Below are 24781 nucleotides of genomic sequence, written 5' to 3'. Positions count from 1 at the left end.
TTTTGCCAGGCGAAAGCCTGGCTTTTTTGTTGGTACACTTAAGCCTTTCCCATCATCCTCAAAAACATCATGCCCGACTCGTCACTAAAAGCGCGGCTACGTCACTGCCGGGAGCTGGAGCACCAGATCAAACACGCTTGCGCCAAACAACGCCAGGCCGTGAGTGAGAAAATTAATGCGGAGATTCAGCTAAATGTTGGCCTGTTCAGCTTCGCCCTGCCCATGATTATCTGCATGCTGATGCTTATTGTGAGCTTCTCTCTGGCACTATTGCCCGTCGTCGAGACCATCGCGCAGTGGTTGATACTCCCTTCCCACATCACGTTAGTGATGGCGGTAGCTGCCACTATGCTATTTGCCGGCACTAATGTTCTAACCACCTGGTTCATCAGTAAAGGCTTTATCAGCGCCGTTAACATAGTACGTAAGCTGATGACGCTATCTCTGCTGGTCAGCGTACTTTCATTGGTCAAATCCCTTTCAGGACAGTGGTTCGGCCTTCCCCACTCAGCTTCCGGGATAATCACTGCACTGCTCGCCTGTGCATTAGTCGGCGGCTGCTTTGTTATTATGCGCTCCCGGCGTTTTATGGATGGGTTGTTATTCAGCCTGTACTGCCGGGCGGCGCGAATGGAGGCTGTAGCGGATAAAACCTCATGATGCCGGGCAGCTGAATCAGCAGAAGTCAGCACATAAAAAAGGTTCATCGCGGATTAGCGTGGAGTGTTCGAAAACGGAAGCTAAAAACCGGCAGAATATAATGAGGCGGTGGGCTGTTCCGTTCACTTTGAGTCACTGCTTCTCTGCTGATTCACAGCCGGTGAACGGAACCTTCTCCTGCGCTGCAGATTGGTTAACCACCGTTAACTTCATCTTCACGCTAACCCCCGATAAACCATAAAAAAGCCGCTACCCCAAACAGGTAACGGCTGATAATCCATCAGAAAATAATACGGTTAATCCCTAAGAAACGCCCTATCCTTCACCACCACCAGCGGCTCAATATCGCTCTCTTTCTTGATAACCATCGAGGTATCGCCGCGCAGGCAGGCGCCGCCATAGCTGCCGCCCACGGTGAAGGTACAGACCTGAATATATTTGCCGTCCACCTTCGGCAGGCACCAGAGCTGCTGATAGATATTTTTGCGGTCGCTAAACTTACCGCTGGTTTTATCCAGTAGCTCCTCGTGGCGGCTGACCAGGTCGATATTGCTGCCGCAGCGCCCGGAGATGGGCTTCACCGCATAACCGGTCTTCGCCAGCTCGCTGTTCACTTCGAAGTCGGTATCCAGCAGATAGCGGTGGTGGGGGAACAGCGACCAGAGCACCGGCAGGATCGCCTTGTTGCCCGGAATCACCGTCCACAGCGGTTCGAACACCAGCACCTCCGGGCGCAGCAGGACGTCGATCAGCCGCACCTCGTTGCGCGGATGGCCGGTGCGAATCGGCACCGCGGCATACTCCTGTTCACTGACTTCGCGCACCTGCTCCAGCGCCGTTTCCCAGGCCCAGGTCTTCCAGACGCAGTTCACCAGCCGCCCGTCGCCGTCGATAAGCTGGCCGGTGGCGTCCCAGCCCAGTTCGTCCAGACCATACAGTATCTTGCTTTCGAACCCGGCCTGCGCCAGCGCCCGCTGCATAAACTGGGCGTGATAATCCTCTTCCGGATCTTTGTCCTGCATGATGTGGACAAAAGGGCGCGCCCGGCTGTGCTGCCAGGCGTCCGCCAGTTCGTCCAGCAGCCCCTGAGCCGGGTTAAAGCCCGTGGCGCAGCCGCCCGCTTTGGCCCACTGCTCCAGAATCAGTCCGGCTTCGGTATGACAGGAGGCGGAATCGGCATTGTATTCGTAAACCTTCAGACCGCGCTCGTCCATACAGAAATCCAGACGACCGGTAATCATATGGTGGCGCCGCCGCTGCCACGACAGCCGCAGACGCGGCCAGAGGATTTTGGGAATATCGAACAGCGCCAGCAGGTTGTCGTCCTTCAGCACCTTATCGGTGGCGTGCAGGTACATCAGGTGCGTTTCGTTGGTGGCCTTAATCAGCTCCTGCTCCGCGCTTTCGGAAATCTGGTAGTAGTGGTACGGATCCTGATTGATGGTCTGGCCGTTGGCGTAAACGTAAGCGCGCTGCAGCGGATCCTGCTCGTTGAGCCAGGGGCCGTCGAACTGGCCGCGATTTTCCAGGCGCGCGCCGTGAATCGCCATTTCCGGCGCCGCCAGCGTCGGCTGAGGCAGGCTGTAGCGGGTATCGTCGGTCTGAATCATCCAGCCAAGAATGGTGGTGTCGTGGAAGGTATCGCGGATGCGGTAATGACCGTCCTCCACCTCCAGCGTCAGCTCACGGGTCCACTGCTGGCCGGGGGGCAGCGGATGATGAATCACATTCTGCTCGGCAATGCGCACCTTATTGCCCACCAGTTGGGTGATCACCGCCACATGGCCGGTCTCATCGAACTCGCCCCCCTGTTCCCAGATCAGCAGCGAACCGGCCTCTGGCGGACGGCGGGCGCCATTGGCGAATGCCTGAAGCGGCAGAATATTGTCGTTAACCACCTCGCGCAAAAAGCGCAGCGAGAAGATCTCCCAGGCCATGCCGACATCGGTAAACACCGCGCCATAGGTCAGAAACAGGAAACGGCGCGCAAACTCCACGCACTGCCACTTGTGGCCCATATATTCGTTGCCGATATAGCTGTGAAACGCCGTCTTATCGCGGCGCTGCTCCGGCGTCAGATTGCTGTAATTAGAGGAGTAAATCGCCACGCCGCCGGGGGCATAGCCCAGCAGCGTGCCAAAGGGGGCATCGCTATCTTTTGTTCCTGCGCTCATCTGAGTGACCTTAAAAACATGAACCTGGGCGGGCCGCTGGAAGGTCCTTTGTTTACCGCTCAGGCAAACCATGAAGAAGAGAGAGATATCATAGCACTCTGACGGCGGGACGGTAGCAAAAGGGAAGAGCGGCGGCCGGCCCTACCCGGCCGCTTAACGTTTACGCGCCCGGCGCGGCGCTGCTACGGGTTTGCGGGTAGTCCATGACGAAACGCAGATGAGTGCGCACGCCGGTCACCAGGGTGTTATCGTCCACGATAAACTGCGGACTGTGGTTACTGGCCGCCTTGCTCATATCCTGATCCGGCGGCGTGGCCCCCAGGAAGACGAACAGCCCCGGCACCTTTTCAGCGTAGTACGAGAAATCCTCACTGGGGGAGGCGTTGCTCTTCAGTACCACCACCTTATTATTGGCGGCCTTTTTCAGGCTGGGCTCCATGGCCCGGGTCAGCGCATCGTCATTCATGGTGACCGGTACGCCGTCGGCAATGGTCACCTTCGCCTGCGCCTGATTGGCTTTGGCGATATTTTCCGCCAGCGGCGGCAGCGACTGTAACAGGGTATCGCGAATGCCCGGTGCGTTGGAGCGGATGGTGCCTTCCATCGTCACCTCATTGGGGATGATATTGCCCGCGGTACCGCCGTGAATATTGCCGACGCTGACCACGCCAATGCCCTGAGTGAGATCCGCCCGGCGGCTGACCAGCGTCTGCATGCCGTTGATTATCTGCGCGGCGGTAGTAATGGGATCCACCCCGGCCCAGGGCATGGAGCCATGGCTCTGCTTGCCGGTCACGGTGATGCGATAGCTGTCGGCGCTGTTCAGGATGGCGCCGGATTTCCAGGAGAGCTGCCCGGTGGGCGAGCCGGACATCACATGCAGCCCGAACACCACGTCCACTTTGGGATTATCCAGCGCTCCTTCTTCGATCATCCCCTTCGCGCCGTAGGAGAGCGGCTTATCGCTGGTGTAAGGATCGACATCGCTCTGGCCCTCTTCGGCAGGCTGGAACAGGAACACCACGGTACCGGCGATCTTATCGCGGTTTTCGGCCAGCACCTTAGCCGCGCCGAGCAGCATGGCGGTATGGGCATCGTGACCGCAGGCGTGCATGACATCCACCTTTTTCCCCTGCCAGGTGGCGGTGGCGTGACTTGCGAACGGCAGACCGGTCTGCTCCTTCACCGGCAGCGCGTCCATATCGGCACGTAGCGCCATTACCGGACCGGGCTTACCGCCCTTCAGCACCCCCACCACGCCGGTTTTCGCCACCCCGGTACGCACATCGATACCGAAAGCGCGCAACTGCTCAGCTACCAGCTTCGCGGTTTCCACCTCCTGATTGCCCAGTTCCGGATGCTGATGGATATGGTGACGCCAGTCGATCACCTGCGGCGCGACGCCTTCAGCCGCCGCCGCGACCCAGTCTTCCGACCCGACCTGGGCCGATGCCTGAAACGCACTGGCGGCGATAACGGCGGAAAATAACAGCGACCTTGTTCCTGTTTTCATCTGTCCCTCAAACATAGTGATTATTGTTGTTCCGCAATAGCGGCCGATGCCCCCTGCGGTTGTGAGCCGCTTCCCTGCGCCATACGAATCGCCAGCAGCACGGCCTGTTCAAAGGCCGATGGCGTCGCCAGATTCTGACCGTAAATATTGTAGGCGGTACCGTGGTTGGCGGTGGTAATTGGCACAGGCAAACCGCCCTGAACCGTGACGCCGCGCTCAAAACCCAGCATTTTCAACGCAGTGGCGAACTGGTCGTGATACATCGACACCACCGCATTTAACTTCTGCGCCTCCATGGCTTTCCAGGTGGTATCGCCGGGATAGGGCCCGAATACCGCAATCCCCTTTTCACGCGCCTGCGCCATGGCCGGACGGATAATGGTCTGCTCCTCATCGCCAAACAGACCGTTTTCGCCGCCGTGGGGATTCAGGGCCTGTACCGCAATACGCGGCTCTGCAAAGCCCGCCTGACGCAGGGTGTTGTGCATCAGCGCAATGGTATCCAGCACCCCCTGGACCGACAGATTGCTGACGATATCCCGGAACGGAATATGGGAAGTCGCCCGCCCGGCCCAGACATCGTCGACCACGTTCACCTCGCAGCAAAAATGCGGCCAGTTAAGCTGATGCGCGAACCAGTGCAGCTCATCGTTAAACGGTAGCCCCCCCAGATGCATGGCCTGCTTATTCAGCGGCGCAAAGCAGATAGCCTGAGCGATGCCCGCCTGGGTCAGCGCCAGCGCCTGTTGCAGGGTTTCCAGAATATAGACGCCGCTCTGTTCGGTGGCGACGCCGTACTCGAACGGCGCCGGATGGCTACTGCGATGATGCACCAGCAGCGCTTCACCTGGCTGCATCGTTTCGCTTTCCGGTGCCTGAGTTTCGCGGTACGGGAAACGCTGACTGGCAATGGTCATCCCCTTTTCCAGCTCGTCGCGATCGGCAATTAAGATAAAATGGGCCTGACGGCGCAGTTCGTCGCGGGCCAGCACCTTAGCGACCAGTTCCGGCCCTACGCCTGCAGGGTCGCCCAGCACCATGGCAATAACGGGTAACGACATAATCACTCCTTAGGGTAGTGAAGAGGTGACGGAAGGCTTATCGCTTTCCGGCGCGGTATGGCGGGCAGGCGCCTCCTGCAGAGGGATATCCGGCCGCATAAAGAAGGTGAGCGCAATGCCCAGCATCAGCAGCGCCACCGAACCGTAGAACGGCAGACTCCAGTTGCCGGTTTGATCGATAATCACCCCAAACAGGATCGGAGAGATGATTCCCGCGACCGCAGATCCGGCATTCATCAGGCCGCTGGCGATCCCCACGTGTTTGGGGGTGATATCCATGGGAACGGCCCAGATGGGGCCAATGGTCAGTTCCAGGCAGAAGAAGGCCACGGCCAGGCAGGCGGTAATGACGGTGGCCGATGATGCAAAGATCACCGGTATCAGCAGCAGCAGCGCGCTAAAGAAGCTGAAAATGATCACATTACGCCGGGCGGCCACTACATTGCCGGTGCGCCGGTAGATAGCATCGCTCAGCATACCGCCCACGGTGTTGCCCACCACGCCGGACAGGAAGACGCCGGAGGTAAACAGCGCCGACGCCTTAATATCCATACCGCGTCCGTTCATAAAGAAGGTCGGTAGCCAGGTGAAGAACAGCCAGCCGGTCCAGCCGTAGCAGAAGTAAACCCCCATGGTCGGCCCCATGCGCTTAAGCAGCGCCTTCCAGGGAGTGGGCGCCTTCACTTTCTCTTCCACCTGCGGGTCCGGCTGCGGATAGCGCGCCAGCTCCTCTTTACTCATATCAGGGAACTGGTGGGGAGAGTCGCGGAAGATGGTCACCCACATCAGCAGCCAGACGGCGGTCAGCACCCCGAGCGCGATAAACGAGAAGCGCCACGAATGAGCCAGCACCAGCAGCGCCACCAGCGACGGCGTAACGGCGTTACCGAACCGCGAAAACGAATGGGTCAGCCCCTGCACAAAGCCGCGCTTTTCGCGCTTAAACCAGAAGGTAATGGCCCGGGCCTGGGAAGGCAGCGCCGCCCCTTCGCCAATGCCCAGCAGCAGGCGGCTGAGAAACAGCGACATAAACCCACCGACCAGCCCGGTACAGATGGTGGCCACCACCCAGATACTGCCGCAGATAATAATGGTGCGTTTAGCGCCGAAGCGATCGCAAAACCAGCCGCCGATAATTTGAAACACCAGATAGGTATAGGCAAACGCCGAGAAGATAATCCCCAGTTCGGTATTATCCAGCCCGATCTCCTGCTTGATTAGCGCCGCCGACGCCGAAAGATTCACCCGATCCACATACATCAGAAACGAAAGCGCGCAGAACAGCGCCAGCACCTTAGTGCCCTGATTATTAATCCGATTCATGAAACGCAACCCCCACCTTGTATTGAGCGAGAATCCGTCGCCTGCACACTTCCGGCGGAAACGCGTGAACCAACGATCAAATGTTTATTAAATGTTCATCTGAGCTATCACAAAATCAAATTTCACCATGTTTAAAAGAGAGGTGGGTCACAATTAACCGGCAAACCCGCGGTAAAAAAAGTTGCGGAATCGGTTTTTGTGCAAATGTATGAATGGCGAAGTTTTGGCAGGAGTTCAAATGTTCATTACATGCCAGCCCCGTCGCTCAGAAAAAAATGTCCGGGACTGACATGCATTAAATATACATGGGCTAATGGCTTAATGACTTTTGTGAAAACTGTTTGACTGGCCGACAGTATTGACGATGGTATCCAGACAGGCCTTTCCCGATGGCGCTTTATAGAGTGCACGAATGGCGTCAACCACATACTGATTAAGTTGCGGCTCCGTCATGGTATTAAACGGTAGTGAACAAATTTGCTCTTCGCTAAGTGCCGCATACTTGCTGGTCATAATCTCCAGAACGACCATGGCATTACGAGGAATAGCCAGTGCCACCGCAGAACTGAGCGACGCCGATAACTTACCACTAGTACCGGGAGCCAGCCGTGAGGCCACGTCAAGCCAGCGACTATCACCGTTGCCTACCTGTTCCATCACGTATTGCCATTCACTGCCCTGATTTTCATTCAGACGGGCAATTACTGACTGGACACCCATCCACTCAATCTCAATCAACAGCGTTTTTGCATCCGTTTTGGTCGCAGCGTTTGCGGAAAACACCAGCAGGAAACATAAAAGAAGAGATATTTTCATTAGCCTTACCTGAGAAATAAACTGAGGAAAATCATTTGCGAGGACTATTAATTCCACAATATTTCACTGGTATTAAGTCAATATTTCCAAATCTTTCTATTTTCAGATTATCTTTCAGCTGGCCATGCGAATGTCACGCTATAAAACAGAGCGCAAACAGCTATAAAAAAGATATTTCACTGGGATAAATCACTTACCGAGTAATCCGGAATCTGGTAGCTCATCACGACCCGGGAATAAGGCAAATAGTGAATACGGATAGCCTGACCCGGCTGTAGTTGAGCCAGTTCATCATCAATAAAGATAAAGCGCCCCACCGTAAACTGATACGACCGATCGTTCGCGATGCCGGTTGCCAATAGCACCCGCTCATCCGGCCCACGGCGATGATGTTCGGTATTGAGCTGCTCCACCCGCAGCAAAATGGATTCCGGATGGCGAAGATGAGGGATATCGCGCAGGGTGTCGATCGACAGCAGCAAACCGGCAAACAAAAGACCGACGGCCACCAGCAGCATACCCGCTTTACGCCAGCGCCCCATCCCTGGCACGCGATACCCTCCCCAGAGCGCGGCGATCCCCATCACCATAAGCAGCCCCTCCTGAAGCAGCAGCCCGCACCAGCCCCAGTAGCCCGTAGCAGGACCCGGGATGGCTATCGCCAACATAGCGATAATCAGCACCGCCAGAGCACTAATCAGGGGTTTTCGGACAGGGGAATGCATGTAGAATCCTTATTGACGTTTTTTTAACCGGTTTTTTTTATCAATGGCAAACCCGAGCTACTGACCATTGTTCCACTCAGGGCAGACAGCCAAAAAATAAAACCCACGATTTCCCTCACGCTTTTTCTTGTCTTCCATGACATCGGCGGAGAATATCAACATCATACAGACCGCGACATAAAGAGAAAACGCCAATGAACGACCGCCATGACTTACGGCCTGAGTCATCTCTGGAAGAGGTTATTCAATGTGTACGTGATAGTTCAGGGGACCGTAAAACGGCTATTGATGAATACACCAGGCTGGAAAAGGATCTGGGAATTACGGGTGACGATGGTTCAGAGCTGATCGAAGAAGCAGAGCTCCGGTTCGGAGTGTCGCTCTTTGATGAAGAGGGAAACGCGTTCGGGCTAAAAGAGAACGAGTATCTGTTTACCGCTGAAGGATTAGACCTGCTCGGCATCTGCCGGTTTATCGACTGGCTACGCGGCATTCCCCGGCCGGTTATCACCGACCTGACCGTGGGGCAGCTGCATCAGGCGCTGGTGAGGGCATGTCGCAAACGTGATATGGAACGGGCTAATCCCACTTAGAGTATCTGACGTACAGCACGCAGACGATCAGAGCCCAGCCCAGGGTCAGCCAGAACCCATATTCGGGCAACAGCGCCATAAAGAGAACGCCGCCCAGAATGATGGCAATAACAGGTATCATGTAGAAAAATGACTGGCCGAACCACTCTACCAGCCACTTGAAGATTGTTTTCACTGTGCCAACATCTTATTCATCAAGTAAATGATTTCCTCTTCATTTGAAGAGCCTGATTTTATCAGGCGTATAACCTTGGACATTTCGGGCTCTATAATATAATAAAGCAGCTCTATTTTCTGGTTGTAAAGCTCATTATAGTAAGTTGGATCATCAAACTGGAGTCGTCTTGCAGCCATTGCGGCTGTTTGCATTTTACCGTAGAAGCTTAATACGTTAACCGCTGTCATACTGCTTTTATTTATCATATTAACATACGATTGTTTAAATCTATGAGAAGATGTAATAACTTTAGCTATCAAAAAAGATAATGCTTTTTTTGATGCTTTATCTGAGGCATGACTGGCTAATTTTTCGGATATGGAATATCCAATACTTTGCTGACCTTGAGGACTAATTTTCTTAAGCTCTTTTCTAAAAAACAATTCAACCATATCCAGAACAACATCATCTCGCTGATAGACTTGTCTTACAGCAAGCAGCATACGGGTGTCTTCTGTTGTGAGTTGCTGACATACATTCTTGTAATCATCAACAAGACATGAGGCGTACCAACTGGCACGCTGCGCCCCTGACTGCACATTTCGTGCAGTATCAGCAATAGTTCTCCCTACCTCGACAACAGCCTGTTCGATATTCATTGCCAGAGTTCTATCAGCCTGCATTTTAAGCTTTAAATAGGAATTCGACACCACACACCCTTAACAAAACAATCACACTTGATTAAAATGGTAAAGCATCCGGGATAGCTCAACAAGGTCGATTGATGAAATCTATAAAAACATGGTTCCTCTACGTTATTATCCTTCTGTTTTACCTCATCCTTATACCTGAGATCGTATTCCGCTATCTCCCTGAAAAATACCTTCTTTTCCTGGGAAAAATCGCAAATCCTTTCCACCTGATGAGTTCTTCCCTTGACTCATTGATAATCGCAATTGTCGTGGTATCCGTTGCACTAGCATGGTTAACGCTCTTTTTAATTCGTAGACTAAAAGTTTATAGTCGGAAGTAATTGATTGCCTCTATGGGGTTGGGAGACTTTGGACTGACCCTGCCCCAGGATCCGTAATTGTTACCCCCTCACAAATTGCCTTTTCTCATGGCATCCGGCCCCTTCCCCCATTACAATCATCGTTTGTTTTTTTGCGAGCTACATAGCAGTCTTCAGAGGGTAGATATGACGATGAAAAACGACAAGGCATGGATTGGAGACCTGCTAGGCGGGCCACTGATGAGCAGGGAAAGTCGTATCATCGCTGAGCTCATGCTTACCAATCCCGATGAACAGACCTGGCAAGAGCAGATCGTGGGTCATAACATTCTCCAAGCCTCCTCTGCCAATACAGCAAAGCGCTATGCCACAACAATAAGACTACGCCTGAATACGCTTGATAACGCGGCGTGGTCACTTATTGCACAAGGGAGCGAACGCGAGCGTCAGCAATTACTGTTTGTCGCTCTGGTACTCCATTCACCGGTTGTTAAAGACTTCCTGGCTGAAGTGGTGAACGACCTGCGTAGACAGTTTAAAGAAAAGCTTCCTATGGATAGCTGGGATGAGTTTGTGGCCAGCCATCTTCATCAGCAGCCCGTACTCACTAGTTACTCAGATTCATCCATCAAAAAAATGGGTAACAACCTGGTTAAAGCACTGGCTGAGGCGGGTTATCTGGATACGCCACGCCGACGTAATCTCCAGTCAGTCTTTCTTTTACCAGAAACTCAGGCGATCTTGCAGCGCCTCGGGCGACAGGAATTGGTTTCTATTCTGGAGGGGCAACGGTGATCGATCCCGTGCTTGAATACCGCCTGTCACAGGTTCAGAGCCGCATTAGCGAAGAGCGCTTTCTCAAAAACAACGGCTCAGGTAATGAGATTGGGTTCTGGATTTTTGATTATCCTGCTCAGAATGAGCTGCAGGTACGTGAACACCTGAAGTATCTTTTCCGTAATCTGGAAAAGGACCACAAGTTCGCGCACCTCAACATCTTTCAGATCATTATCGACATGCTCACCGAACGTGGGCTATTTGAGCGCGTCTGTCAGCAGGAAGTGAAAGTCGGTACCGAAGCGCTGAAAAAACAACTCGTTGGCTTATTGAATCAGAAAAAGATCGCGGATTACATAGCAAAAAAAGTCGATCTTCAGAATCAAGAATTTGTCATCCTGACAGGCATGGGTAATGCCTGGCCGCTGGTTCGTGGCCATGAGCTGATGAGCGCCTTGCAGGACGTGATGGGTTTTACCCCTCTGTTGATGTTTTATCCAGGAACCTATAGCGGACACGATCTCTCCCCATTGGCGGGCATTGATTCCCGAAATTATTATCGCGCCTTCAGGCTGGTACCCGAAAGCGGGCCTGCGGCGACATTGAATCCTCGTTAAAGAGCACAGCAATGAATATTGAACAGATCTTTGAGAAACGTCTGGACCGAAATATCAATGGCGTTGTGAAAGCCGAACAGACGGACGATGCCAGTGCCTGGATTGAGCTTGATGAATACGTCATCACCCGGGAACTGGAAGGACATCTTCGCCATTTCTTCGAATCTTATGTTCCGGCAACCGGTCCGGAGCGCATACGCATGGAAAACAAAATTGGCGTATGGGTTTCAGGGTTCTTTGGCTCAGGTAAATCACACTTTATCAAGATTCTGTCGTATCTATTGTCTAACCGCAAAGTCAGCCATAACGGTACAGAACGTAATGCCTACGCCTTCTTTGAAGACAAAATCAAAGATGCTCTGTTCCTCGCTGATATCAACAAAGCGGTCCATCATCCGACGGAAGTGATTCTGTTCAATATTGATTCTCGTGCTAACGTCGATGACAAAGAAGACGCCATCCTTAAAGTCTTCCTGAAGGTGTTTAACGAACGGGTTGGCTACTGCGCTGATTTTCCGCACATCGCCCATCTGGAGCGTGAGCTGGCTAAACGCGGACAATACGAAGCGTTTAAAACTGCATTCGCCACTATCACTGAGTCAAGTTGGGAAAAAGAGCGCGATTCCTACTATTTCATCAGCGATGAAATGGCAGAAGCCCTAAGCCAGGCCACCGGCCAAAGCGTTGACGCCTCGCGTCAATGGGTGGAACAGCTGGATAAGAACTTCCCATTAGATATCAATAATTTTTGCCAGTGGGTCAAAGAGTGGCTGGATGAAAACGGCAAAAACATCCTCTTTATGGTGGATGAGGTTGGCCAGTTCATCGGTAAAAATACGCAGATGATGTTGAAGCTGCAGACTATCACTGAAAACCTGGGTGTGACCTGCGGTGGACGCGCATGGGTTATTGTTACCTCCCAGGCGGATATTAATGCGGCCATTGGTGGAATGAGCAGCCGGGATGGACAAGATTTCTCTAAAATCCAGGGCCGCTTTTCAACTCGCCTGCAGCTTTCAAGCTCCAACACATCCGAAGTTATCCAAAAACGTTTGCTGGTGAAAACCGATGCTGCAAAACCCGCGCTGGCGAAAGTCTGGCAGGAAAAAGGCGACATTCTGCGCAACCAGCTTGCCTTTGATCCTACAACCACCGCTTCTTTGCGCCCCTACACCAGCGAAGAAGAATTTATTGATAACTATCCGTTTGTCCCGTGGCACTACCAAATTCTGCAGAAGGTTTTTGAGTCTATTCGGACCAAAGGTGCCGCCGGTAAACAGTTAGCCATGGGTGAACGCTCGCAGTTAGAAGCATTCCAGACTGCGGCGCAGCAAATCGCCCCGCAAGGTCTGGATTCTCTGGTGCCGTTCTGGCGTTTTTATGCCGCGATTGAGAGCTTCCTGGAACCGGCCGTCAGCCGCACCATCACTCAGGCATGTCAGAATGGCATTCTTGATGAGTTCGATGGCAACTTATTGAAAACGCTGTTTCTGATCCGCTATGTCGATGTGCTGAAAAGTACACTCGATAATCTGGTCACCCTTTCCATTGATAAAATCGATGCTGATAAAGTCGATCTGCGCCGTCGCGTTGAAACAAGCCTGAACAAGCTGGAACGGGAAATGTTGATTGCACGTGTCGAAGACAAATACGTGTTCCTGACCAACGAAGAAAAAGAGATCGAGAACGAGATCCGCAATGTTGAAGTCGACTTCTCTGCGATCAACAAAAAACTGGCGTCGATCATCTTTGATGACATTCTGAAAAACCGCAAATATCGCTATCCGGCAAATAAGCAGGACTTCGACATCAGCCGCTTCCTGAACGGGCACCCGTTGGACGGCGCGATGCTTAACGATCTGGTAGTGAAAATCCTCACGCCAAAAGATCCGAGCTATACGTTCTATAACAGCGATGCAGCGTGTCGTCCTTATACTTCAGAAGGCGATGGCTGTATTTTGATTCGCCTGCCTGATGAGGGGCGCACCTGGACTGATATTGATTTAGTTGTCCAGACCGAAAAATTCCTCAAGGACAACGCCGGACAACGCCCGGAACAGGCCAGCCTGCTTTCAGAAAAAGCCCGCGAGAACAGCGTTCGCGAGAAAATGTTGCGCGTCCAGCTGGAGTCGCTTATTGCCGAAGCGGACATCTGGGCGATTGGCGAGCGCTTACCGAAGAAATCTTCGACGCCATCCAGCATCGTGGATGAAGCCTGCCGCTATGTGATTGAAAACACGTTTGCCAAGCTAAAAATGCTGCGTCCGTTCAACGGCGATATCGCGCGTGAAATCCATGCGCTACTTACGGTGGAGAATGATGCGGAGCTGGATCTGGGCGAACTAAAGGAATCCAATCCCGACGCGATGCGCGAAGTGGAAACCTGGGTCAGCATGAACATCGAGTACAATAAGCCGGTCTACTTACGCGATGCTCTCAACCACTTTGCCCGTCGTCCTTATGGATGGCCGGAAGAAGAAGTGAAGCTGCTGGTTGCCCGTCTGGCGCGCAAAGGCAAATTCAGCTTTAGCCAGCAGAATAACAATATCGAGCGTAAACAGGTGTGGGAGCTGTTTAATAACAGCCGTCGCCACAGCGAGCTGCGTCTGCACAAAATTCGTCGTCACGACGAATCGCAAATTCGCAAAGCCGCACAACTTATGGCGGATATTGCCCAACGGCCGTTTAGCGAACGTGAAGAACCTGCCCTGGTTGAACATATCCGTCAGGTCTTCGACGACTGGAAGCAAGAGCTAAATGTCTTCAGAGCGAAAGCGGAAGGTGGAAACAATCCAGGCAAAAATGAGATTGAGTCAGGTCTGCGCCTGCTGAATTCCATTCTTAGCGAAAAAGAAGAGTTTGCCCTGATTGAGAAGGTCACCACCCAGGCCAATGAATTGCTGGATTTCAGCGAAGATCGCGAAGATTTGGTCGATTTCTACCGCAAGCAGTTCTCCACCTGGCAAAAGCTGGGGGCTGCGCTGAATGGCAGCTTTAAATCCAACCGCAGCGCACTGGAAAAAGACGCCGTGGCGGTAAAAGCGTTAGGTGAGCTGGAAAACATCTGGCAGATGCCGGAGCCTTACAAGCATCTCAATCGCATCACGCCGCTGATTGAACAGGTTCAGAACGTTAACCATCAGTTAGTTGAACAGCACCGCCAGCGCGCCCTGGAACGTATTGACGCCCGCATCGAAGAGAGTCGTCAACGTTTGCAGGAAGCGCATGCCACATCAGAGCTGCAAAACAGCATTCTGCTGCCGATGCAAAAAGCCAGAAAGCGCGCTGAGGTCAGCCATTCGATTCCGGAAATTCTGGCGGAACAGCAGGAGACGAAAGCGCTACAAACGGATGCAGAGAAGAAGATTAACCAGTGGATCGACGAGCTGCGTAAAAAGCAGGAAGCCCAGCTACGAGCAGCGAATGAAGCCACACGCGCTGCAGAATCACAACAGACCTATGTTGTGGTAGAAAAGCCCGTAATCCAGCCGGTACCGAAAAAAACGCATCTGGTGAATGTCGCCAGCGAGATGCGCAAAGCCACCGGTGGTGAAGTGCTGGAAACCGCTGAGCAGGTTGAAAAAGCGCTGGATACACTTCGTGCTGCGCTGCTGGCAGCCATTGAGGCAGGTGACCGGATTCGTCTTCAGTAACCCCATTTCAGGGCAGCGCTCTGCTGCCCTTTGCAGGATTTTCTATGAATACCAATAACATCAAAAAATATGCGCCACAGGCCCGTAACCAGTTCCGCGATGCAGTGATCCAGAAGCTAACCACGCTGGGGATTTCCGTCGATAAAAAAGGTACTTTGCAAATTGCAGATGCCGAGATCGTTGGCGAGACCGTGCGCTATGGTCAGTTCGACTACCCAAAATCCACCCCCGTCCGCCGCGATCGTCTGGTAAAACGCGCCCGCGAGCAGGGCTTTGACGTGCTGGTTGAGCACTGTGCCTACACCTGGTTCAACCGCCTGTGCGCCATTCGCTATATGGAAATCCACGGCTATCTTGACCACGGTTTCCGCATGCTCTCGCACCCGGATAATCCAACCGGCTTTGAAGTGCTGGACCATGTGCCGGAAGTGGCGGAAGCGCTACTGCCGGAGAAAAAGGCGCAACTGGTCGAAATGAAGCTGTCCGGTAACCAGGACGAAGCCATCTACCGTGAACTGCTGCTGGCCCAGTGTCACGCCCTGCACCGCGCGATGCCGTTCCTGTTTGAAGTGGTTGATGATGAAGCCGAGCTGCTGCTGCCGGATAACCTGACCCGTACTGACTCTATTCTACGCGGTCTGGTGGACGGCATTCCGCCTGAAGACTGGGAAGACGTTGAAGTTATCGGCTGGCTGTATCAGTTCTATATTTCTGAGAAAAAAGATGCCGTTATTGGCAAGGTGGTAAAGAGCGAAGATATTCCTGCCGCCACCCAGCTGTTTACCCCAAACTGGATTGTACAGTATCTGGTGCAAAACTCCGTCGGCCGCCAGTGGTTGCAGACCTACCCAGAATCGCCGCTGAAAGGCAAAATGGACTATTACATAGAGCCCGCCGAACAAACGCCGGAAGTGCAGGCGCAGCTGGCGGCCATTACGCCTGCCAGCATTGAACCGGAAAGCATCAAGGTGCTCGACCCGGCCTGCGGCTCCGGGCATATTTTGATTGAAGCCTATAACGTGCTGAAAAATATCTACGAAGAGCGCGGCTATCGCGCCCGTGATATTCCACAGCTGATTCTGGAAAATAATATTTTTGGTCTCGATATCGACGACCGCGCTGCCCAGCTTTCCGGTTTTGCCTTATTAATGATGGCCCGACAGGATGACCGCCGGATATTCACCCGCGACGTGCGCCTGAATATTGTCTCCCTTCAGGAGAGCCTGCATCTGGATATTGCTAAGCTGTGGCAACAACTGAACTTACACCAGCAGAACCAGACCGGTAGCGTGGGAGATATGTTTGCCGAAAATGCCGCATTAGCGCATACCGACAGTGCAGAATATCAGCTGCTGATGCGCACGCTGAAGCGCTTTGTAAACGCCAAAACGCTGGGCTCGTTGATTCAGGTGCCGCAGGAAGAAGAAGCGGAACTGAAGGCGTTTCTCGATGCGCTGTATCGCCTGGAGCAGGAAGGGGATTTCCAACAGAAAACGGCAGCGAAAGCGTTTATTCCGTATATTCAGCAGGCGTGGATATTGGCGCAGCGGTATGATGCGGTGGTGGCAAATCCGCCGTATATGGGTAGTAATGCTATGAATAATGATCTTAAAAACATTATTCATAACATTTACCCGAATAGCAAATACGATTTATGTACCATTTTTATGGAAAATGCAGATAATAAAATAAAATCACATGGCTTAAATGCTATGATCGTAATGGAATCATGGATGTTCCTCTCCTCTTATGAAAGTTTAAGAGAATCATTATTAATCAACAATACACTACTTTCGCTTATCCACATGCCATATGAAGGAAAAGGGAAAACTCCTTTAGGAATTAATTTTGGAACTGTCGCCTTTGTCACCTCAAAAATAAAAATAAAAAATAAAAAAACAAAATTTTATTGTATTCACTCAAGTGAAATAAATGCACTTGGCATCCCAGTCACTTTCCCAGTACTAAACGATAGGCATAACATTCTATCTTGCGAACAATTCCACAATATACCAAGAACTTGCTTCGGCTATTGGGCATCTTCTGAGCTATTAAAAACATTCACAGATAACACTTCAGTTGAGGAGATATCAGCTGTAAAAAGTGGAATAACCACAGGTGATAATGAAAAATTTATTTTATACTGGTATGAAGTATCATATGACTTAATTAAGAACAGCAATGAAAAATTGCCCAAACGTTATTCACTTCACAATAAAGGCGGTGATTTTAGAAAATGGTATGGGAATCTAGAGTCCGTTTTAAAAGATGGAACCACTCATCTTTCAGAAATGAAATTAAATAAAGGATTTAGATCAGATGGTATCAATGATTTTTATAAACCTATGATTGGTTGGAGTAAAATAACATCATCCTTGACAAGCTTTCGCTTTTATCCCAGTGGATGCTCTTTCAACACTGCAGGCCTTGCAATATTTTGTGATGATGAAGTCTTAATTAACCTACTAGGAGTATTAAACTCCAAAGCTACTCAGTACCTTCTTGAAATTCTCAGCCCAACTATAAACTCATCACCTTTATCAATTAAATCACTTCCGGTTTCAGAGATAGGGAATGAAAAAATAATTAATGAACTCATTGAAATTCACAAGTTAGACTGGGATTATCAAGAAATATCTATCGATCATTTAGGGTCCCCTATTGTAAGTCATCACATGGGGAAAATAGCTGATAGTTATACTAAGTTCCAAAAAACCTGTGAAACAATTACATTAAGAGCCTTCCTTTTAGAAAAAAACAACAATAGTAATGTAATGTCTCATTTTAAACTAACTGAAGATAAATATTCCAACACCCTAATTAATGAAGTAACTCTATTCTCAAACCCTGAATATATATATAATGGAAGAAGTGATAAAAAAAATAGATTCAGATCAGACTCTTTCCAAAATTTATTAAGTTATACCATCGGATGTATGGCAGGTCGTTACTCCATTAATCGCAAAGGCCTGGTCTACGCTCATGAAGGCAATAAAGGCTTTGCCGAACTTGTCGCTGAAGGCGCCTACAAAACCTTCCCGGCCGATAAAGACGGCATCCTGCCGCTGATGGATGACGAGTGGTTTGACGACGACGTCACCTCTCGCGTCAAAGAGTTTGTTCGCACCGTCTGGGGCGAAGAACACTTGCAGGAAAACCTCGAATTTATCGCCGAAAGTCTGTGTTTATACGCGATAAAACCCAAAAAAGGCGAATCTGCACTGGATACCATCCGCCGCTATCTTTCCACTCAGTTCTGGAAAGATCATATGAAGATGTATAAAAAGCGCCCAATCTACTGGCTGTTCAGCTCCGGCAAAGAGAAAGCGTTTGAGTGCCTGGTTTATCTGCATCGCTACAACGACGCGACGCTGGCGAGAATGCGTACTGAATATGTGGTGCCGCTGCTGGCACGCTACCAGGCCAATATCGATCGCCTGAACGAACAGGTCGATGGTGCCTCCGGCGGCGAAGCCACACGTCTGAAGCGCGATCGCGACAATCTGAGCAAAAAATTCAATGAGCTGCGCAGCTTCGACGATCGCCTGCGTCACTATGCTGATATGAGAATCAGTATTGATCTCGACGACGGCGTTAAGGTTAACTACGGTAAGTTTGGCGATCTGCTGGCGGATGTGAAAGCCATTACCGGCAATGCGCCTGAGGTGATTTAAGTCAGATAGCATACCTTCCCACACCACCGGGCTTTAGCCCGGTGGCGATCTCGATACGGGAAACCGGCCTTATTCAGGCATCCGTCACCTCCAGTTCATGATAAAATGCGGCTTTATGTCAGAATGCGAAACACGGTTTCCAGGCGTTCAGGCATCTTCGAATATACAGAATCAACATGGGATTGTGACCTTGCAAAATCAGGAATTTATTGCCGGCCTTAAAGCAAAATTCGCCGAACATCGCATCGTTTTCTGGCACGATCCCGATAAGCGTTTCCTCGAAGAGCTGGGTAATCTCGAACTGGAGAACATCACGCTACTCGATATGACCGACCAGTCGCAGCTGGCGGTTAAAAAGCGCATTGAAATTGATGAGCCTGAACAGCAGTTTTTGCTGTGGTTCCCCCACGATGTGCCTCCCAAAGAGTTCGACTGGCTGCTGGATATTCGTCTTTATAGTACGGAGTTCCATGCCGATTTCGCCGCCATCACGCTGAATACGTTAGGCATTCCGCAGCTTGGCCTACGCGAGCACATTCAACGCCGGAAGGCATTTTTCAGCACTAAACGTCTTGCTGTCTTAAAAGGCCTGGTGACTGAGCAGGAAAACGAAGCCTCCCTTGATAAGAAGATGGTTGCGGTCATCGCTGGCGTGAAAACAGCAAAAACGGAAGAGATTCTGTTCAGCCTGATTACCCAATACGTTAATCAGCAAAAAGATGACGACAGCGACCTGGAAAACACGCTGGCGATGCTGAAACGCCACGATCTGGATGGCGTGCTGTGGGACATTCTGAATCAGGAAATGGGCTATCAGGCCGAACATCCGACCCTGGAAAACCTGATCCTCAAACTGTTCTGTACCGATCTCTCCGCGCAGGCTGATCCGCAGAAACGCGAATGGCTGGAAAAAAACGTGCTGACCACGCCGTCAGGCAGAGCCTCCGCACTGGCCTTTATGGTCACCTGGCGTGCCGACCGTCGCTACAAAGAAGCCTATGATTATTGTGCACAGCAGATGCAGGATGCGCTGCGACCAGAAGACCAGTACCGTCTCAGCTCGCCATATGATCTGCACGAGTGCGAAACCACACTGAGCATTGAACAGACCATTATTCATGCGCTGGTGACGCAGCTTCTGGAAGAGAGCACCACACTTGACCGTGAAGCCTTCAAAAAGCTTCTGTCTGAACGCCAGAGCAAATACTGGTGCCAGACGCGTCAGGAATACTACGCTATTTATGATGCACTTCGTCAGGCTGAGCGGCTGCTGAATCTGCGCAATCGTCATATTGATGGTTTCCACTATCAGGACAGCGCAACGTTCTGGAAAGCGTACTGCGAAGAGCTGTTCCGCTTTGACCAGGCCTACCGCCTGTTTAACGAATACGCGCTGTTGGTTCACAGCAAAGGCGCAATGATCCTGAAAAGCCTGGATGACTATATCGAAGCGCTGTATTCCAACTGGTATCTGGCAGAATTAAGCCGAAGCTGGAATAAGGTTCTGGAAGCCGAAAACCGTATGCAGGAGTGGCGTATTGCGGGCGTTCCACGGCAGCAGAACTTCTACAATGAGGTGGTTAAGCCGCAGTTTAATAATCCACAAATCAAGCGTGTGTTCGTGATTATCTCCGACGCGCTGCGTTATGAAGTGGCAGAAGAGCTGGGCAATCAAATCAATACTGAGAAACGCTTTACTGCCGAACTGCGTTCCCAGTTGGGCGTATTACCCAGCTATACCCAGTTGGGAATGGCGGCATTGCTGCCACATGACGAGATATGCTACCAACCGGGTAATGGTGACATCGTTTATGCGGACGGGTTGTCTACCTCAGGTACGCCTAACCGCGATGCCATTCTTAAGAAATATAAAGGGATGGCAGTAAAATCGGACGATCTTCTGAAATGGAAAAATCAGGAAGGACGGGATCTTATTCGCGATTACGAAGTCGTTTATATCTGGCATAACACCATTGATGCCATGGGTGACAGCGCATCTACGGAGGAGAAAACCTTCGAAGCGTGCCGTAACGCGGTGGTTGAACTGAAGGATTTAGTGACACGGGTGATAAACCGTCTCCACGGTACACGCATTATCGTCACGGCGGACCACGGTTTCCTGTTCCAGCAGCAGCCCCTTTCCGGGCAAGATAAAACCACGCTGCAGATCAAGCCAGACAATACGATTAAAAACCACAAACGCTTTATTATCGGCCACCAGCTTCCTGCCGATGATTTTTGTTGGAAAGGAAAAGTGGCGGATACCGCAGGCGTGAGCGATAACAGCGAGTTTCTGATTCCGAAAGGGATCCAGCGCTTTCATTTCTCAGGTGGAGCGCGGTTTGTGCATGGCGGTGCCATGCTACAGGAAGTCTGTGTTCCCGTATTGCAGGTGAAAGCGCTGCAGAAAACCGCTGCAGAAAAGCAACCTCAGCGTCGTCCGGTAGACATCGTGAACTACCATCCGCTGATCAAACTCGTCAATAACATTGATAAAGTCAGCCTGCTGCAAACCCATCCGGTAGGTGAGTTATACGAACCGCGTACCCTGAATATCTTCATCGTCGACAACGCCAATAATGTGGTATCCGGTAAAGAGCGAATCTGCTTTGACAGCGATAACAACACAATGGAAAAACGCGTGCGTGACGTTACGCTGAAGCTGATTGGCGCGAATTTCAATCGCCGTAATGAGTACTGGCTGATACTGGAAGATGCACAAACGGAAACGGGTTACCAGAAGTACCCTGTGATTATCGACTTGGCATTTCAGGATGATTTCTTTTAAGTGAGGCGATATGCAAACCCATCATGACTTACCCGTTCCAGCCGTCTCCGAAGGGGAACTCGTCGCAGAAGGTTACGATCTGGACGCCTTACTGAATCAGCATTTTCGTGGTCGGGTAGTGCGTAAAGATCTGACCAAGCAGCTCAAGGAAGGGGCTAACGTCCCGGTCTATGTGCTGGAGTATCTGCTCGGTATGTACTGCGCTTCCGACGATGACCAGATCGTCGAACAAGGCTTGCAGAACGTTAAGCGTATTCTGGCTGATAACTACGTCCGCCCTGATGAAGCAGAGAAGGTGAAATCGCTCATTCGTGAGCGAGGATCCTACAAGATCATTGATAAAGTATCGGTAAAGCTCAATCAGAAGAAAGACGTTTACGAAGCCCAGCTCTCCAACCTCGGCATTAAAGATGCACTGGTGCCGCCGCAGATGGTCAAGGACAACGAGAAGCTGTTGACCGGTGGCATCTGGTGCATGATCACCGTGAACTACTTCTTTGAGGAAGGACAGAAAACGTCCCCCTTCTCTCTGATGACGCTTAAACCTATCCAGATGCCCAATATGGACATGGAAGAGGTATTTACCGCACGTACGCACTTCAACCGCGACCAGTGGATTGATGTCCTGCTACGTTCCGTGGGTATGGAACCTGCTAACATTGAGCAGCGAACCAAGTGGCACCTGATCACCCGCATGATCCCTTTCGTGGAAAATAACTATAACGTCTGCGAACTGGGCCCACGCGGTACCGGTAAAAGCCACGTCTATAAAGAATGTTCGCCAAACTCGCTGCTAGTTTCCGGCGGACAAACCACGGTAGCAAACCTGTTTTACAACATGGCCAGCCGCCAGATTGGCCTGGTCGGTATGTGGGATGTGGTCGCGTTTGATGAAGTGGCAGGGATCACTTTCAAAGACAAAGACGGCGTGCAAATCATGAAGGATTACATGGCGTCTGGCTCGTTTTCACGCGGCAGAGATTCGATTGAAGGCAAAGCATCGATGGTGTTCGTCGGCAACATCAATCAGAGCGTTGAGACGTTAATCAAAACCAGCCATCTGTTAGCCCCCTTCCCTGCCGCAATGATCGACACGGCGTTTTTCGACCGCTTCCATGCCTATATACCCGGCTGGGAAATCCCGAAAATGCGCCCGGAATTCTTTACCAACCGCTACGGCCTTATCACAGATTATCTCGCCGAATACATGCGGGAAATGCGCAAACACAGCTTCTCCGATGCGATTGATAAGTTCTATAAGCTGGGTAATAACCTCAACCAGCGAGATGTTATCGCGGTAAGGCGCACGGTTTCTGGTCTATTGAAACTTCTTCATCCCAATGGCTGTTACAGCAAAGAGGACGTCCGTGTTTGCCTGACCTACGCCATGGAAGCCCGTCGTCGAGTCAAAGAACAGCTTAAAAAGCTGGGCGGTCTGGAGTTCTTCGATGTGAATTTCAGCTACATCGATAACGAGACGCTGGAAGAATTCTTCGTCAGCGTGCCAGAACAGGGCGGCAGCGAATTAATTCCTGCTGGCATGCCAAAGCCAGGCGTTGTGCATTTGGTTACGCAAGCGGAAAGTGGCATGACGGGTCTGTATCGCTTTGAAACTCAGATGACCGCTGGTAATGGTAAGCATAGCGTTTCTGGTCTGGGATCAAGTACCTCTGCTAAGGAAGCTATCCGGGTTGGATTTGACTATTTCAAAGGCAACCTCAACCGCGTTAGCGCAACAGCGAAATTTTCTGAACATGAGTACCACCTGCATGTAGTCGAATTGCACAATACCGGACCAAGTACTTCTACCAGCCTTGCGGCACTTATTGCCCTGTGTTCCGTTTTACTGGCGAAACCCGTTCAGGAACAAATGGTCGTGTTAGGTAGCATGACGCTCGGTGGAGTAATCAACCCTGTTCAGGATCTGGCAGCTAGCTTACAACTTGCTTTCGATAGCGGCGCGAAAAAGGTCCTTCTGCCGATGTCTTCCGCGGTAGATATCCCGACGGTGCCAGCCGAGTTGTTTACCAAATTCCAGGTCAGTTTTTACTCAGAGCCTGTGGACGCAGTATATAAGGCCTTGGGTGTAAATTAGAATTATAACTATTTTTCAAAAATATGGAGAGGATACATATGGAAAAACGCTCTGAAATTAAATTCATAAGGCCTTGTCCATCTATATATGAAAATAACAAGATATTGACTCCAGCTTATGCTTTGCAATGTTTGAAGCATAAAAAAGTTGTTCAGATAAATTTGGATAATTGTTCTTTACAAAGAATGGAGGAATTATCATCGACATCTACTTTGGAAGATGTACAACGCGTTGGATTATTACCGTTGGTGGATTTATTACAATCAGGAAATGTATGTTTAACCGCAATTGGTGTTAATGAAATGCCAGATATATGGGTTGAGAAATCAATGGCTGCATATCAGAATTTTTGCCACAGATTCTGGCCGGGTCATATTGACGATCCTGAGGCGACTTTCAGGGATTACTCCCCTGATGCGAAAGAAAAGAAAATTCATTTCCAGGAACTATCAGATGAAGCAAGAACGGTATATGGCCTCCACTATATATCAATGCTACAAATTCAAAATATAAAACTAAACTATGCTCATCTCACGCCTGAAAAAAGATTCGAAGTATATATTTATAGCATGATAAGCTTCATTGATATGATTAGTGCATATGATTTGGAAATCGCAAAATATGCTTTTTGGGATCTTGATTCAAACACCATCAACCAGTTATCAATGAGTATACATACGCGTCGAAAATATATAAAAGAGAATTTTTATAAGAACGGAAGTAATCTTGATAAATGTCGGTGGTATGCATTTGATGCCGCGATGGACTTACACTGGCTAACCGGAGCTAACTTTTCAGAAGATATAGGCTCTTTCATCACTTTAAATGGTGTAAAGTTTGAGACTGAGCATTGGGTTGGAACAAACGATAAAAAATTATATTATATCTCACAAGATATTCATCATATTTACTATGAGGATTCGACAATGAAGGCATTGAGTGTCTGTAGAGAAAATGAGATGACTGCATTTCAATACTGGAAAATTGTCGATAGCATTTCAGAATCTGTTCTTTTATTCCGGAAACAATCAAAAAAGGAATCAAATCCGAATATTACTAAGTTGATTGATTTGGCTGTACAGAAAATCGAAAATGATTTACAGATTTTTTTCTTAACAAGAGATAGATAAAGTTGTCAGTATC

Annotated in this window: 17 protein-coding genes; 9 read left to right on the top strand and 8 right to left on the bottom strand. The window is 50.4% G+C overall.

The annotated features are described in order from the left end of the window. Positions 1-69: 69 nt before the first annotated feature. Positions 70-660, top strand: coding sequence for a hypothetical protein (locus tag SCU88_RS03205; protein WP_138095586.1), 591 nt, complete (start codon positions 70-72; stop codon positions 658-660). Between the two features lie 296 nt (positions 661-956). Here SCU88_RS03205 and gss read toward each other — a convergent pair whose 3' ends face one another. The 6 genes from gss to SCU88_RS03175 form a co-directional block, all read right to left on the bottom strand. Continuing rightward, complete coding sequence (gene gss, locus SCU88_RS03200) at positions 957-2834, bottom strand: bifunctional glutathionylspermidine amidase/synthase (RefSeq protein ID WP_175340417.1); 1878 nt, start codon at positions 2832-2834, stop codon at positions 957-959. 160 nt (positions 2835-2994) lie between these two features. Continuing rightward, positions 2995-4347: an amidohydrolase gene (locus tag SCU88_RS03195; protein WP_175340418.1), complete on the bottom strand. Its 1353-nt coding sequence runs from the start codon at positions 4345-4347 to the stop codon at positions 2995-2997. Between the two features lie 20 nt (positions 4348-4367). Beyond that, positions 4368-5408 carry a 4-hydroxythreonine-4-phosphate dehydrogenase PdxA gene (locus SCU88_RS03190; protein ID WP_175340419.1) on the bottom strand — a complete coding sequence of 347 codons (1041 nt, stop codon included), beginning with the start codon at positions 5406-5408 and terminating at the stop codon, positions 4368-4370. 9 nt (positions 5409-5417) lie between these two features. Continuing rightward, positions 5418-6731 carry an MFS transporter gene (locus tag SCU88_RS03185; RefSeq protein WP_175340420.1) on the bottom strand — a complete coding sequence of 438 codons (1314 nt, stop codon included), beginning with the start codon at positions 6729-6731 and terminating at the stop codon, positions 5418-5420. A 318-nt stretch (positions 6732-7049) separates the two neighbouring features. After that, positions 7050-7547 (bottom strand): hypothetical protein, encoded by a 498-nt coding sequence (locus tag SCU88_RS03180; RefSeq protein WP_138095581.1) that lies wholly within the window; start codon positions 7545-7547, stop codon positions 7050-7052. Between the two features lie 176 nt (positions 7548-7723). Beyond that, positions 7724-8272 (bottom strand): hypothetical protein, encoded by a 549-nt coding sequence (locus SCU88_RS03175; RefSeq protein ID WP_175340421.1) that lies wholly within the window; start codon positions 8270-8272, stop codon positions 7724-7726. A gap of 194 nt (positions 8273-8466) precedes the next feature. On the opposite strand from SCU88_RS03175, the gene SCU88_RS03170 reads away from it, so the two are divergent. After that, positions 8467-8865: a hypothetical protein gene (locus SCU88_RS03170; protein ID WP_175340422.1), complete on the top strand. Its 399-nt coding sequence runs from the start codon at positions 8467-8469 to the stop codon at positions 8863-8865. Here the strand turns inward: SCU88_RS03170 and SCU88_RS03165 are convergent. Both SCU88_RS03165 and SCU88_RS03160 read right to left on the bottom strand, forming a co-directional pair. Further along, positions 8852-9040, bottom strand: a complete 189-nt coding sequence (locus SCU88_RS03165; protein WP_175340423.1) for a hypothetical protein — start codon at positions 9038-9040, stop codon at positions 8852-8854. The two genes, SCU88_RS03170 and SCU88_RS03165, sit on opposite strands and share 14 nt — an antisense overlap. Continuing rightward, positions 9037-9732, bottom strand: coding sequence for a hypothetical protein (locus SCU88_RS03160; RefSeq protein WP_175340424.1), 696 nt, complete (start codon positions 9730-9732; stop codon positions 9037-9039). The genes SCU88_RS03165 and SCU88_RS03160 overlap by 4 nt, the downstream gene beginning before the upstream one ends. Positions 9733-10226: 494 nt before the next feature. On the opposite strand from SCU88_RS03160, the gene SCU88_RS03155 reads away from it, so the two are divergent. The 7 genes from SCU88_RS03155 (at position 10227) to SCU88_RS03125 (ending at position 24768) form a co-directional block, all read left to right on the top strand. After that, complete coding sequence (locus SCU88_RS03155; protein WP_175340442.1) at positions 10227-10829, top strand: BrxA family protein; 603 nt, start codon at positions 10227-10229, stop codon at positions 10827-10829. Next, on the top strand, positions 10826-11428 hold the full coding sequence (locus SCU88_RS03150; protein WP_014837242.1) for a DUF1788 domain-containing protein: 603 nt from the start codon (positions 10826-10828) through the stop codon (positions 11426-11428). The genes SCU88_RS03155 and SCU88_RS03150 overlap by 4 nt, the downstream gene beginning before the upstream one ends. Before the next feature lie 11 nt (positions 11429-11439). Then, complete coding sequence (gene brxC, locus SCU88_RS03145) at positions 11440-15081, top strand: BREX system P-loop protein BrxC (RefSeq protein ID WP_175340425.1); 3642 nt, start codon at positions 11440-11442, stop codon at positions 15079-15081. A 44-nt stretch (positions 15082-15125) separates the two neighbouring features. After that, entirely contained in the window at positions 15126-18755 is a 3630-nt protein-coding gene (gene pglX, locus SCU88_RS03140) for a BREX-1 system adenine-specific DNA-methyltransferase PglX (RefSeq protein WP_175340426.1), read from the top strand. 190 nt (positions 18756-18945) lie between these two features. Further along, positions 18946-21543 carry a BREX-1 system phosphatase PglZ type A gene (gene pglZ, locus SCU88_RS03135; RefSeq protein ID WP_175340427.1) on the top strand — a complete coding sequence of 866 codons (2598 nt, stop codon included), beginning with the start codon at positions 18946-18948 and terminating at the stop codon, positions 21541-21543. Between the two features lie 10 nt (positions 21544-21553). Continuing rightward, entirely contained in the window at positions 21554-23638 is a 2085-nt protein-coding gene (gene brxL / locus SCU88_RS03130) for a protease Lon-related BREX system protein BrxL (RefSeq protein ID WP_175340428.1), read from the top strand. 38 nt (positions 23639-23676) lie between these two features. Then, positions 23677-24768: a hypothetical protein gene (locus SCU88_RS03125; protein WP_175340429.1), complete on the top strand. Its 1092-nt coding sequence runs from the start codon at positions 23677-23679 to the stop codon at positions 24766-24768. Positions 24769-24781: the final 13 nt, after the last annotated feature.

The organism is Jejuibacter sp. L23 (genome assembly GCF_050815825.1).
Classification (GTDB): domain Bacteria; phylum Pseudomonadota; class Gammaproteobacteria; order Enterobacterales; family Enterobacteriaceae; genus Jejubacter; species Jejubacter calystegiae.
The sequence above is the reverse complement of the archived record's forward strand: the minus strand, read 5'-3'. Positions and strand labels throughout refer to the sequence as shown.